This is a genomic window from Natronoarchaeum rubrum (assembly GCF_024494695.1).
On the sequence record NZ_JANHDP010000007.1, the window covers coordinates 35580 to 46441 of the forward strand.

General features: G+C 69.0%; 12 protein-coding genes. 9 read left to right on the forward strand and 3 right to left on the reverse strand.

The window, feature by feature from the left end; translation table 11 throughout:
* Positions 1–25 precede the first annotated feature (25 nt).
* The 4 genes from NO931_RS16925 (at position 26) to NO931_RS16940 (ending at position 3416) form a co-directional block, all read left to right on the forward strand.
* Positions 26–802, forward strand: a complete 777-nt coding sequence (locus NO931_RS16925) for an ABC transporter ATP-binding protein (protein ID WP_375142080.1) — start codon at positions 26–28, stop codon at positions 800–802.
* Positions 799–2481 (forward strand): hypothetical protein, encoded by a 1683-nt coding sequence (locus tag NO931_RS16930; RefSeq protein ID WP_256393544.1) that lies wholly within the window; start codon positions 799–801, stop codon positions 2479–2481. The genes NO931_RS16925 and NO931_RS16930 overlap by 4 nt, the downstream gene beginning before the upstream one ends.
* An 84-nt stretch (positions 2482–2565) precedes the next feature.
* Positions 2566–2838, forward strand: coding sequence for a DUF5808 domain-containing protein (locus NO931_RS16935; RefSeq protein WP_256393545.1), 273 nt, complete (start codon positions 2566–2568; stop codon positions 2836–2838).
* Between the two features lie 38 nt (positions 2839–2876).
* Positions 2877–3416: an XTP/dITP diphosphatase gene (locus NO931_RS16940; protein WP_256393546.1), complete on the forward strand. Its 540-nt coding sequence runs from the start codon at positions 2877–2879 to the stop codon at positions 3414–3416.
* A gap of 18 nt (positions 3417–3434) precedes the next feature.
* Here the strand turns inward: NO931_RS16940 and NO931_RS16945 are convergent, their stop codons facing one another.
* The 3 genes from NO931_RS16945 to NO931_RS16955 all read right to left on the reverse strand — a co-directional run bounded on the left by NO931_RS16945 (position 3435) and on the right by NO931_RS16955 (position 4795).
* On the reverse strand, positions 3435–3581 hold the full coding sequence (locus NO931_RS16945; protein ID WP_256393547.1) for a hypothetical protein: 147 nt from the start codon (positions 3579–3581) through the stop codon (positions 3435–3437).
* Between the two features lie 44 nt (positions 3582–3625).
* Positions 3626–4117, reverse strand: a complete 492-nt coding sequence (locus NO931_RS16950) for a DUF7384 family protein (RefSeq protein ID WP_256393548.1) — start codon at positions 4115–4117, stop codon at positions 3626–3628.
* A 396-nt stretch (positions 4118–4513) separates the two neighbouring features.
* Positions 4514–4795 carry a winged helix-turn-helix domain-containing protein gene (locus NO931_RS16955; RefSeq protein WP_256393549.1) on the reverse strand — a complete coding sequence of 94 codons (282 nt, stop codon included), beginning with the start codon at positions 4793–4795 and terminating at the stop codon, positions 4514–4516.
* 253 nt (positions 4796–5048) lie between these two features.
* Here NO931_RS16955 and NO931_RS16960 point away from each other — a divergent pair, with 253 nt between their 5' ends.
* The 5 genes from NO931_RS16960 to NO931_RS16980 all read left to right on the forward strand — a co-directional run bounded on the left by NO931_RS16960 (position 5049) and on the right by NO931_RS16980 (position 10859).
* Positions 5049–5366, forward strand: a complete 318-nt coding sequence (locus tag NO931_RS16960; RefSeq protein WP_256393550.1) for an EMC6-like membrane protein — start codon at positions 5049–5051, stop codon at positions 5364–5366.
* 1 nt (position 5367) lies between these two features.
* Positions 5368–7182: a ribosome biogenesis/translation initiation ATPase RLI gene (locus NO931_RS16965; RefSeq protein WP_256393551.1), complete on the forward strand. Its 1815-nt coding sequence runs from the start codon at positions 5368–5370 to the stop codon at positions 7180–7182.
* Positions 7183–8221: 1039 nt separating this feature from the next.
* The gene (locus NO931_RS16970; RefSeq protein ID WP_256393552.1) at positions 8222–9331 is read left to right on the forward strand and encodes a hypothetical protein; all 1110 of its coding nucleotides are present in this window, start codon (positions 8222–8224) and stop codon (positions 9329–9331) included.
* Entirely contained in the window at positions 9328–9546 is a 219-nt protein-coding gene (locus NO931_RS16975) for a hypothetical protein (protein ID WP_256393553.1), read from the forward strand. The genes NO931_RS16970 and NO931_RS16975 overlap by 4 nt, the downstream gene beginning before the upstream one ends.
* 332 nt (positions 9547–9878) lie before the next feature.
* Complete coding sequence (locus tag NO931_RS16980; RefSeq protein ID WP_256393554.1) at positions 9879–10859, forward strand: AAA family ATPase; 981 nt, start codon at positions 9879–9881, stop codon at positions 10857–10859.
* Positions 10860–10862: the final 3 nt, after the last annotated feature.

The following is a 10862-nucleotide window of genomic DNA, read 5'->3' on the forward strand; positions in this document are numbered from 1 at the left end:
GCTTGGTCAACAAGTCGCCGGTATCGTGACCGACCTCGCCATCGAGACGCGGGCGCTGACGAAACGCTACGGCGACGCCGTCGCCGTCGAAGATCTGACGCTGTCGATCACGCGGGGGAGCGTCTACGGCTTTCTCGGGCCGAACGGCGCCGGAAAGACGACGACGATGCGGATGCTGACGACGCTGACCAAGCCGACCTCGGGCACCGCGAGCGTCGCCGGCCAGTCGATCGAGGACCGCGACGACGTGACGCCACACATCGGCTACCTCCCCGAGGAGCCGCCGCTGTACGACGAGCTGACCGGACGCGAGCAGCTGGAGTACATCGCCGGGCTGCGGGACATCCCCGAGGACGAGGCCGACGAGCGCATCGATTCGATGCTCGACCGGTTCGACCTCGCAGGGGACGCCGACAAGCGCATCGACGCCTACTCGAAGGGGATGCGCCAGAAGGTCGGCGTCATCCAGGCGGTGCTCCACGAGCCCGACGTGGTCTTTCTCGACGAGCCGACCAGCGGGCTCGACCCCCGCGCCGCGCGGACGATGCGCAACACCATCGCCGAGCTCGCCGAACAGGAGATGACCGTCTTCCTCTCGACGCACATCCTCCCCGTCGTCGACGAACTCGCCGACACCGTCGGCGTGCTCCACGACGGTCGGCTGGTCGCTGAAGGGACGCCCGACGGGCTCAAAAACCGCGCCGAGGCCGGCGAGGAGCGCAGTCTCGAAGACGCGTTCCTCGACATCACGCACGACCACGGCGCCGAGCGGCTCGACGAGGAGTCTACGACCACGGTATGAGCGGCCGGCTCGACACGGGCCAGAGCGCGATCCCTCGACTCCGCGACGCGGCGCGGATCGCGCGCGTCGAGACGGTGCGCCACTACCGCCGCCAGCGCGAGCACTCCTGGCGCGCGTTTTCGGAGCTGTTTCTCGTCGCCGTCGCCGCGCTTGTCGTCGTCGGGCGAGTGCCCGGCGCCGAGGGATGGACCTACCCCGACCCCGGCGCGTACTACTACGCCGCGGCCGTGGCGTCCGGCGGCGCGGGGGCCGCGACCGGGACAGTGGCGACCGGTCAGGACGCCGCCGTCGCCGCGGTGCGGGGGTTCGCCGGCATCGCGTTCGTGCTCGTCGCGCTGGTGACGATGCTCTGGACGACGAAGGGACAGGGCTGGCGCGAGCGCGACGACGGGCTGCTCACGACGCTGCCGGTCGGGACGATCGTCGTCGGCGACGCGCTGGCCAAGACGATCAAGGCCGGGCGATTCCTCTCGCTGGCGATCGTCGGGGGCGCCGCCGCGTTCGCGCTCGGCTCCGGGCGTCCGCTCGGCGCCCTCGGCCTCGTCGTCGCGGCCGCCGGGCTCGTCGCGACGGCGACCGCCTGCGGCTACGTCGCCGGGCTCGCGGCGCTGGTCGCGCTCCGGCGCTCGGCGTTCGTCCGCGAGCACCGGCTGCTCGTCGGGTCGCCGCTGGTCATGCTGTACTTCGGGCTGTTCGTCGGGAGCCGGCAGGCCGGCGCGCTGCTGGCCGAGTGGCCGATCGCGTGGCACGCCGACGTCGCGCTGGCGTCGATCGGCGGCGGCGAGCCTCGGCTCGCGGCCGCCGCACTGGTCGGGACGCCGCTGGCGCTCGCGGGGCTCTGGGCCGTCGCGACGCGGTTGGCCGGACTGGCGTGGCTCGCCGACCCGCCGAAAGCGCCCGAGTCCGACGCCGGAGCCGAACCGGCGGGACTGCTCGGGACGCTCGACAAACCGCTCGCAGCGACCTGCTCCCGGCCGACGCGCGCCGTGACCCGGGCACTCTGGCTTCGGGTGCGCCGCAGACCGCAGGCGCTGCTGTACGTGTTTCTCCCGCTCGTGGTGTTGCTCTCGGTGGGCTACGAGTTCGCCCGCGCCGTCCCGAGCGCGCTGCCGGCGCTGGTGGCCGTCTACGGCGCCGGCGCCGTCGGCGCCGGGGCGACGCTGAACCCGCTGGGCAACGAGGGGCGCGGGCTCCCGGCGACGCTGACGACGCCGGGGAGCGCCCGGCACGTCGTCCGGGGGTATCTCGTCTCGGCGGCGCTGCCCGGCGGCCTCCTCGTCGCGACCCTGACCGCCGGCGTCGCAGCGGCGGCGTCCGGATCGATCGCCGTCGCGGCGAGCGCGGGGTTGTTCGGCGCGGCGCTGTCGATCTTGCTGCCGGCGATCGCGATCGGCGTCGGAACGGTACTCCCGGAGTTCGACGCGATCCGCCCCGCCGAGAACGCCGGCGTGACGGTGCCCCACGTCTACGCCGTCGTCGCGTACTCCGGAGCGATCGGCGCCGTCGGAGCGCCGGTGCTCGCGGGGCTGTACCTCGCCGGCCCCGGGAGCTCTGGGGTGCCGGCGGGTCCCGCCGCCGTCGCGGGCGCCGCGGGGACGCTGCTCGTCGCCGGTGCGCTCGCCGGACTGAGCTATCGGCGCGCCGTCCGGACGTTCGAGACGTACCTCGTCGGCGAGTGACGGCGCGTCCGACCGCGTCGCCGTCGTTCGGTCGCCCGGCCGCTACCACTAACCGTTTTAAACTTCTGTGCCCTAACTCCTCGCATGGCCGACAAGCCGACCTCCGGCGAGATCCTCGGCGTACCGTACAACTTCGAGCGACCGAACTTCCGGCGCATGCTCTCGTCGTACTGGGAGCCCGGCGAGGGGATGCTCGTCGAGAAGCCGTTCGGCGTCGGCTACACCCTGAACCTCGCGAACTGGCGCTCGTGGATCGTGCTGGCCGTCGCCGGCGCGCTCCTCTGGCACGAACAGGGCGGGAGCGAGGACGACGACGCGAAGGACGAACCCGTCGAGGTCGTCGTCGACGACGACTGATCGACGGCTATTTTCGCCGCCGGCGTCCACCGCCGGGTATGATCCGTTTCGTCACCGGCAACGAAGGGAAAGTCCGCGAAGCCCGCGAGTACCTGCCGGCCGATGTCGAGCAGGTCGACTACGACTACGCCGAAGTCCAGAGCGACGACCTCGAAACGATCGTCCGGCGGGGCGCCCGCGAGGCGTACGAGGAACTGGGTGCCAACGGAGGGGTACTCGTGGATGACACCGGACTGTTCGTCGAGGCTCTTGCGGGGTTCCCCGGACCGTACTCGGCGTACGTCGACGACACGCTCGGCATCGAGCGCGTCTGGAAGCTCACGGAGTCCGAGGAGAACCGCAAAGCTGCGTTCCGAACCGTGATGGCCTACTACGACGGCGAGGACCTCGCGACGTTCGAGGGGTCGGTCCGCGGGCGGATCGTCGCGCCGCGGGGCGACAGCGGGTTCGGCTACGATCCGATCTTCGAGTACGACGGCGAGACGTTCGCCGAGATGAGCACGGACGAAAAGAACGCGATCTCCCACCGCGGGCGAGCCCTCGAAAAGTTCGCCGACTGGCTGGCCGAACGGGAGTAGTTCTACGGTAACACCCGATCAACTATCGGAGGGCGAGCAGACGCGGTGGCACTCCCGACAGCGAAACTCCGAGCGCCACCCTCCGCCCGTCGCGTACCGCTTCTCGTAGGCGTCGACGGCGCCACACTCCGGACAGACATCCGGCGGATCGTCGCTGCTGGACACACGCATCGCAGGGCGCAGATAGAAAAGAAGGTTCGGCCAGCGGTTTACTCGCGGGGATCCCGGTCCGGCCCCGGGTACTCGCCCCCGACGACGGCGTCGTAGAGACTCGCCGGATCGAACACGGCGTCGAACGCCTTCGGATGCCGGACGCTCATCGCGATCCGTCCCTGGAGGCGGGCCGCGGTCTCGACGCTGCCGAGTTCCTCGTCGAACGACAGTACGTGCGCGGCGTCGCCGCGGTAGGCGCTGGCCAGCGCGGGCTGGTCGCCCGGCGGATGCTCGACCGGCACGCGCTCGCGCTCGATTCGGTCGCGCCAGTCGGTGGCGAACTCGGCATCGGCGAGGTCGGCGATCACCGCTTCGGCGTCGTCCAGCAGGTGGTCGCTGGCGACGAGGTCGATCCACGAGTGCGAGCGGACGTGATCGAGCGCCGCGCGGGCGGGCCCGCCGACGAGCGCGTCGGCGGCGAGCACGTCGGCACCTGCGACGATCCGTGCGGGATCGGGCGCGTCGCTCGTCCTCGGTGTATCACTCATCCGCATCCGCCTCGCGGTGGCGCGCCAGCGCGTCGCTCACGGCGTCCTCGTCGACGTCCCAGCGCTCGGCTCGGTCGAACAGCTCCGCCCAAGTCATAGTCCTACGGAGGCGTGGACATCACAAAAGCGGACCGGAGCCGATCGGGTCCGCCGGGCGTCGTACGCCCGTCTGACGGGTGTTTAAGTCGCCTCCGCGCCTGTCATCCGACGGGCGCGCACTGGCCTTTCATCCCATCCTCCCGACTCGCGCGCCCGCACACCGCTCTCCCCCATCTCTCCGCGGCGGCGTGTCCCCCGCACACCGCCGCGGCGCTCCCGTCGTTTCCCCCTGTTCAGTGACGACGCCGTCGAACGGACGGCGCGGCGAGACGAATCAGAAAGATCGGCGAGACGCCGTCACTCGGCGCAGGTCCCCGGCTCGGCGCAGCCGTCGGCTGCCGCCATGGCCTCCTCGTCGAGCTCGTAGAGGCTCTGGCGGGCGTCGGCGAAGTAGACGTCCTCGTCGACGATACCGATCTCCTCCAGGCGCTCCAGCGCGTAGCGGACGGTTCGGGCCGACAGCATCGACTCCTCGACGATCTGTTTCTGGGTCAGCGGCCCGTCGTACTCGAGTACTTTGAACACCAGCTTCGCGCTCGGCGGAAGGTCTTCGATGTCCTCCCCGTCAGTGCCAGCCATCGTTACGAATCGAAAGGTCCCAGCAGCATAAAGATTGATACGACGAGTTCTCCCCGCCGAACAGTTCGGCCGATCGGACCGACGAACCGCGCCGGACGGCGGCGTCCGTCTCAGATCTTCGGGGCGGTCGAGCGGCGAAGCGACACAGCCGGAGCCATCGACGCCGAGTCCCAGACCCGTACTGTCGCTCTCCGGACGCGATTCCTGAGGCCCAAGCGAACGGCTTTTTACGGCAGGTCTCCGAGCACACCGTATGTCGACCGAAACAGCCGATGGGAGGGAGTCACACCTCCGGTCGGTCACCATCACGACGATCACCGCGCTCGCGGGCGTCGGCGCCGCCATCGCGTCGGCGTACGTCACCGGCGACGTGAGCGCGGTCGAGGCCGCGAAGAACCAGCAAGCCCAGCTGGTCGTGCTCGCGGCCATCGTCGTACAGTACCCGCTGTTCAGCGTCATGGGCTACGACGACTTCGGGGGCGTCAAGGACTACCTGTTCGTCGCGTTCATGACGTTCTCGCTGTGGTTCATCACGTGGGGAATCATCCTGATGACCGGCGTCACCTTCTAACATGGCGAGCGACAGTATCGCCGTCGTCGACCTGGAGCGGTGCCAGCCCGACCGGTGCAACTACGAGTGCAAGAACTACTGCCCGCCGAACCGCACCGGCAAGGAGTGCATCACGCTCCGGGGCGAGGAGGCCGAGGAAGGCCAGCCCGAGCAGGTGCGCATCTCCGAGGAGATCTGTCTGGGCGAGACCTGCGGCATCTGCGTCGAGAAGTGCCCCTTCGACGCGATCGAGATCATCAACCTGCCCCAGGAACTCGAGAACGACCCCTCACACCGCTACGGCGAGAACGCGTTCTCGCTGTACGGGCTGCCGGTCCCCGAAGAGGGGCAGGTGACCGGCATCCTCGGACCGAACGGGATCGGGAAGACGACCGCCGTCCGAATTCTGGCCGGCGAGATGGCGCCGAACCTCGGGCAGCACGCGGAGCCGCCGGACTGGGACGAAGTGCTCGACGAGTTCCGGGGCACCGAACTGCAGGACTACATCGCCGCCGTGCGCGACGGCGACGTCAGCGTCGCGCGCAAACCGCAGTACGTCGACGAGATCCCCGGCCAGTTCGACGGCAACACGCGCCAGCTGCTCGAACGGACCGACGAGCGCGGCGAGCTGGACTACCTCGTCGATCGCATGGAGATCCGCCCGGTGATGGATCAGGACATCGACAACCTCTCGGGCGGCGAGCTCCAGCGCGTCGCCATCGCGGCGTGTCTCGCGCGGGACGCCGACTTCTACTTCCTCGACGAGATCACGCCCTACCTCGACATCGGCCAGCGGATGACCGTCGCTCGCCTGATCCGCGAGCTCGCCGAGGAGGGCGACCGCTCGATGCTGGTCGTCGAGCACGACCTCGCAATTTTGGACCTGCTCGCGGACACGCTTCACGTCGCCTACGGGAGCCCCGGCGCGTACGGCGTCGTCACCGACCCGAAGTCGGTGCGCAACGGGATCAACGAGTACCTCTCGGGCTACCTCGAGAACGAGAACATGCGGATCCGGCCGAACCCGATCGAGTTCGAGGAACACGCCCCCCGACCGGTGAGCACGGCCGACACGCTCGTAGAGTACCCCGACGTCTCGAAGAGCTACGGCGAGGGCGAGTTCTCGCTCGACGTCGAGGGCGGCGAGATCCGGCGCAACGAGGTGCTGGGGATCGTCGGCCCGAACGGGATCGGGAAGTCGACGTTCGCGAAGCTGCTCGCGGGCGCGCTCGAACCCGACGAGGGGGACCTCGACTTCGAGCTCGACATCGCCTACAAGCCCCAGTACATCGACATCGACCAGCCGATGCGGGTCGACGCGTTCCTGTCGTCGATCACCGACCAGTTCGGCTCGTCGTACTGGAACACCGAAATCGCCGAGCCCCTGCAGCTCGAACGGATCATGGAGCAGAACCTCACCGACCTCTCGGGCGGCGAGCGCCAACGCGTCGCCATCGCGGCGACGCTCTCGGAGTCGGCCGACCTGTTCCTGCTCGACGAGCCCTCGGCGCACCTCGACGTCGAACAGCGCGTGCAGGCGACCAGCGCGATCCGGCGCTACGCCGAGCAGCAAAACGCCACGGTGCTCGTGATCGACCACGACATGTACATGATGGACCTGCTGGCCGACCGTCTGATGGTGTTCGACGGCGAGCCCGCCGAGCACGGCCACGCCGGCCAGCCCCAGGAGATGCGCTCGGGCATGAACGACTTCCTCTCGAATCTGGATATCACGTTCCGGCGCGACGAGCGCGTCGGCCGCCCGCGCATCAACAAGCCCGACAGCCAGCTGGATCGCCAGCAGAAGAAAGACGGCGAGTACTACTACTCGGTCTGAGGCGGCCCGACGCGGCGCTCCGTTTTTTCCGGTTCGTAACGATGCCGATTCGTAGCGGCGCGCAGGCCCCGTAGCGGCGCGCAGACTCCACAGCGGCGTCCAGCGCGGGGAGACGCCGCTGCGCGACCGCTATCGCGAGACGCCTGCACCGACCGCTATCGTGGGACGCCGAAGCGGAAACTGGTACCGTACAGAGGGGGTCACCGGCAACGATCGAGACGACCGTCAGCGTTCCCGAGCGTTCGGGGGTAGGATTAGCTTTCCTCGCGAGGCACCCGGCTGCCCTCACGAGAGGACACGGTTCCGAGGCGCCGACTGGTGGTATCGGCCGGTAAGATGACCTTAATTCGGGTTTTGCTACGGCAGCGTCGGATCCGTGGCGAACTGTCGCCGGCGTTGCGCGCCGCCCGATGACGTGACCACCTACGCACTGCAGACGCGACTACCTCTGCACCGCAGACGCGACGACGTACGTGCCACAGGTATCGTGCCGGTGCAGGCGTCCGCGGCCAACGCAGCGCATCGAGCGCCCCCGCGATGCTCGCTCGCGCGTGTGACTAAGAGAATCGTCCGAAGTCCGGCGTCGACGACGCCGCGGCGTCGCGTGCGCGAACCGTGCTGTGGCGTCGGACGACGCGACGTGTGATCCGCCAGCTTCGGGCCGATCCAGACCGCGCTCCGGCGTCGAGCTGCGCTCGCCGGGCTGCGGCCTCGACGACCCCGGGCGATGCCCGCGCGGCCCGCGGTAACGGTCTCGTATTCCCTACCCCGCCGGGGTAACCGCAGCGTTTCGACCCGGCGAAACGGGCTTAACAGACGCTCTGACGAGCTTACTGGGAGTAGACCGATCGTGAGAGCGCGTAGGTCGCTCTTTCGCGGCGGCGAGCGCACCCCGCAGATCACGCAAGTACCTGAGGTCGAAGCCGACGCCGACGCGTCCGGCAGGTGCAACAACACGCAACCAAGAATCGCTATAGACGCAGCTTCGGATGGTAAAGCCGCGAAAATCGCTTTATGTATACCTCGATCCTACCCGTGTATGGCAGAACGCCAGACCGACGATACCGCGACGATGTCCAAGCTTAACCGACGCACCTTCGCCAAGTTCGCAGGCGCTGCGGGCCTGGTTGCGGGTACGACGGGCCTACTCGGCGGTTCGGCCGCGGCGCAGACCGACACGGTCGACCTCGGCGAGGAGGGGCTGCAGGACGGCGACGCGATCGACGACTACCTGGCAGAGCACTTCCAGAGCGGCACGGAGGTACACGTCCCCGCAGGTAGCTACGAGTGGTCCGGCGAGGGCCTCGACGGCGACTACGAGAACGCGGCGCTGATCGGCGACGGCAAGCCCGGCGCGGTCGAGCTGAACTTCCCCGAGGGCGAGCACCGGTACAACGCCGTCCGCGCGCAGGCCGGCGAGGTACGCCTGGAGAATCTACAGATCCGCGGCGCGACAGGCGGCGAGGAGGCCAAGCTCCGCGCCGAAGCGCGCGGCGAGGACGCGACGATGGTGCTCGACAAGATCTGGCTGCCCGACGGCGTCCAGGACGGTGCGGACGGGGTCGGCATCTACGTCGGCGCCGAGCACGCCGGAACCATCCGGATCGTCGACTGCTGGGTGCAGAACTTCTCGGACAACGGCCTGTACGCGTCCGGTCCCGGCGCCGACTTCGACGACGCCGAAAACGGGAAAGTCGTCGTCGAGGGCGGCCTCTACAGGAACAACAACATCAGCAACGTCCGGATCGGCACCGACGACAGCGTCGTCCGGAACGTCGCGATGGTCCACGACGCCGAGTCGCCGCCGAACGACGGCGTCTGGAACCAGCGCAACCTGCGGATCCGCCAGCCCGGCGAGAACATGGTCGTCGACAGCTGCGACATCTACCACTCGATCGACCACTCCCAGCCGATCGACCTCTCCGACCAGTTCTCGGGCGGTGAGGCCGTGATCAAGAACACGCGGATCCTCACGAACTCCGACTCGCCGGTCGCTAACGACCACGACGGCGACTACCTGCTCGACACGATCCACCTCACCGGCGACGGGAACCACGAGATCGCCGTCGAGACCGAGAACGTCGTCGAGAGCGAGCAAGCCGAGAAGGCGACACCCGCCGCGCGCGCCCCCGTCGGGAACCAGTCATGAGCGCGGAGGAACACGAGGACTGGGAGCGGCTGCGCATGGACCCCGATCCCGAGGCCGATCTCGGGTACGAATCGAGCGAGTGGGACGTCCTCTCCGTCGAGACGGGCGGCCGGAACCAGCGGCTGTTCCTGCCGGCCGACGAGGACAACCTCCGCGAGGACGCGTTCATCGTCGCCGACGCCTCGGCGCTCTGTGACGTCGCGGACTGTCGCTGACCGCCGGACCCGCTGACGCCCTACCGTTCTACTCCGCGCGCGACCCTCTCTACGCCGGTCCCCGCCGGCCCTCCGCGCTCGCGCGATCTCGTTCAGATCTCCTTACCGACGGTAACGCCGCCTTACCGCCGATTCTGTCGGGGATCGGTGACAGTGCGGGCCGATACTTCGGCCGACCGATCCAGTAGTCGCGCGTGAGACTCGGCGACCACTGCGTCGTCGCGGTCGATAGTTCCGACGAGCGCGAGTCGACACAAAGATTTTCCCTGCTTGCAGCCCAACAAGTGGTAAGCCACCCCGGCACCGCACGACGGTCGGGGCGCACCGTAACTATGACGGACGCCAACCCATCTGACGTGCTCGAAGGCACAGAGCCGGCCGGCCAGTCCGATCCGCCGATCGACGAAGTCGGGTCGCTGGCCGACGCCGTCGTCGACAACGTCGGGACAGTGATCGTCGGGCAGGACGACGTGATCGAGCACGTCGTCGTCGCCATGCTCGGTCGGGGACACGTCCTGCTGGAGGACGTCCCCGGCGTCGGCAAGACGATGCTCGCCCGGTCGATCGCGCGCTCGTTCGACAGCTCGTTCAAGCGCGTCCAGTTCACGCCCGATCTCCTGCCCTCCGATATCACCGGCGCCAACGTGTTCGACCAGCGCACCGGCGAGTTCGAGTTCCGACCGGGGCCGCTGTTCGCGAACGTCGTGCTCGGCGACGAGATCAACCGCGCGCCGCCGAAGACCCAGAGCGCGCTGCTGGAAGCCATGGCCGAGGAGCAGATCACCGTCGACGGCACGACCCGCGACGTTCCCCGACCGTACACGGTGATCGCCACCCAGAACGCGGTCGAGCCGGGACGGACGTACGAACTCCCGATCGCCGAGGTCGATCGATTCATGAAGAAACTCGAACTGGGCTACCCCGACGCCGACGACGAGACCGAACTGCTGGATCGGATCGTCGGCGATCACCCCATCGAGTCGCTGTCGCCGGTCGCCGCCGCGGAGGATCTGACTCGCGCGCGGGAGGCCGTCTCGTCGGTCACCGTCGAGCGACCGGTGCGCGAGTACGCCACCGCGCTGTCGGGGTACACCCGCGACCACGCCGACCTCGGCGCGAGCCCCCGTGCGACCGTCGCGCTGATGCGGGCTGGACAGGCCCGTGCGGCATTCGAGGGCCGAGGGTACGTCGTCCCCGACGACCTCAAGCGCGAGGCGCCGGCGGTACTTGCCCACCGGGTTCAGACGGGCGAGGCCGGCCGCTCGGGACGCGAGGTCGTCCGAGACGCCCTCGACTCCGTGCCGGTCCCCTGACCG

Excerpts from the sequence above, each read along its gene's own strand:
- NO931_RS16960 (WP_256393550.1), top strand. The coding sequence starts at position 5,049 with ATGTCGACCGAAACAGCCGATGGGAGGGAGTCACACCTCCGGTCGGTC.
- NO931_RS16940 (WP_256393546.1), top strand. The coding sequence starts at position 2,877 with ATGATCCGTTTCGTCACCGGCAACGAAGGGAAAGTCCGCGAAGCCCGC.
- NO931_RS16970 (WP_256393552.1), top strand. The coding sequence starts at position 8,222 with ATGGCAGAACGCCAGACCGACGATACCGCGACGATGTCCAAGCTTAAC.
- NO931_RS16935 (WP_256393545.1), top strand. The coding sequence starts at position 2,566 with ATGGCCGACAAGCCGACCTCCGGCGAGATCCTCGGCGTACCGTACAAC.
- NO931_RS16955 (WP_256393549.1), bottom strand. The coding sequence starts at position 4,795 with ATGGCTGGCACTGACGGGGAGGACATCGAAGACCTTCCGCCGAGCGCG.
- NO931_RS16975 (WP_256393553.1), top strand. The coding sequence starts at position 9,328 with ATGAGCGCGGAGGAACACGAGGACTGGGAGCGGCTGCGCATGGACCCC.
- NO931_RS16950 (WP_256393548.1), bottom strand. The coding sequence starts at position 4,117 with ATGAGTGATACACCGAGGACGAGCGACGCGCCCGATCCCGCACGGATC.
- NO931_RS16965 (WP_256393551.1), top strand. The coding sequence starts at position 5,368 with ATGGCGAGCGACAGTATCGCCGTCGTCGACCTGGAGCGGTGCCAGCCC.
- NO931_RS16980 (WP_256393554.1), top strand. The coding sequence starts at position 9,879 with ATGACGGACGCCAACCCATCTGACGTGCTCGAAGGCACAGAGCCGGCC.
- NO931_RS16930 (WP_256393544.1), top strand. The coding sequence starts at position 799 with ATGAGCGGCCGGCTCGACACGGGCCAGAGCGCGATCCCTCGACTCCGC.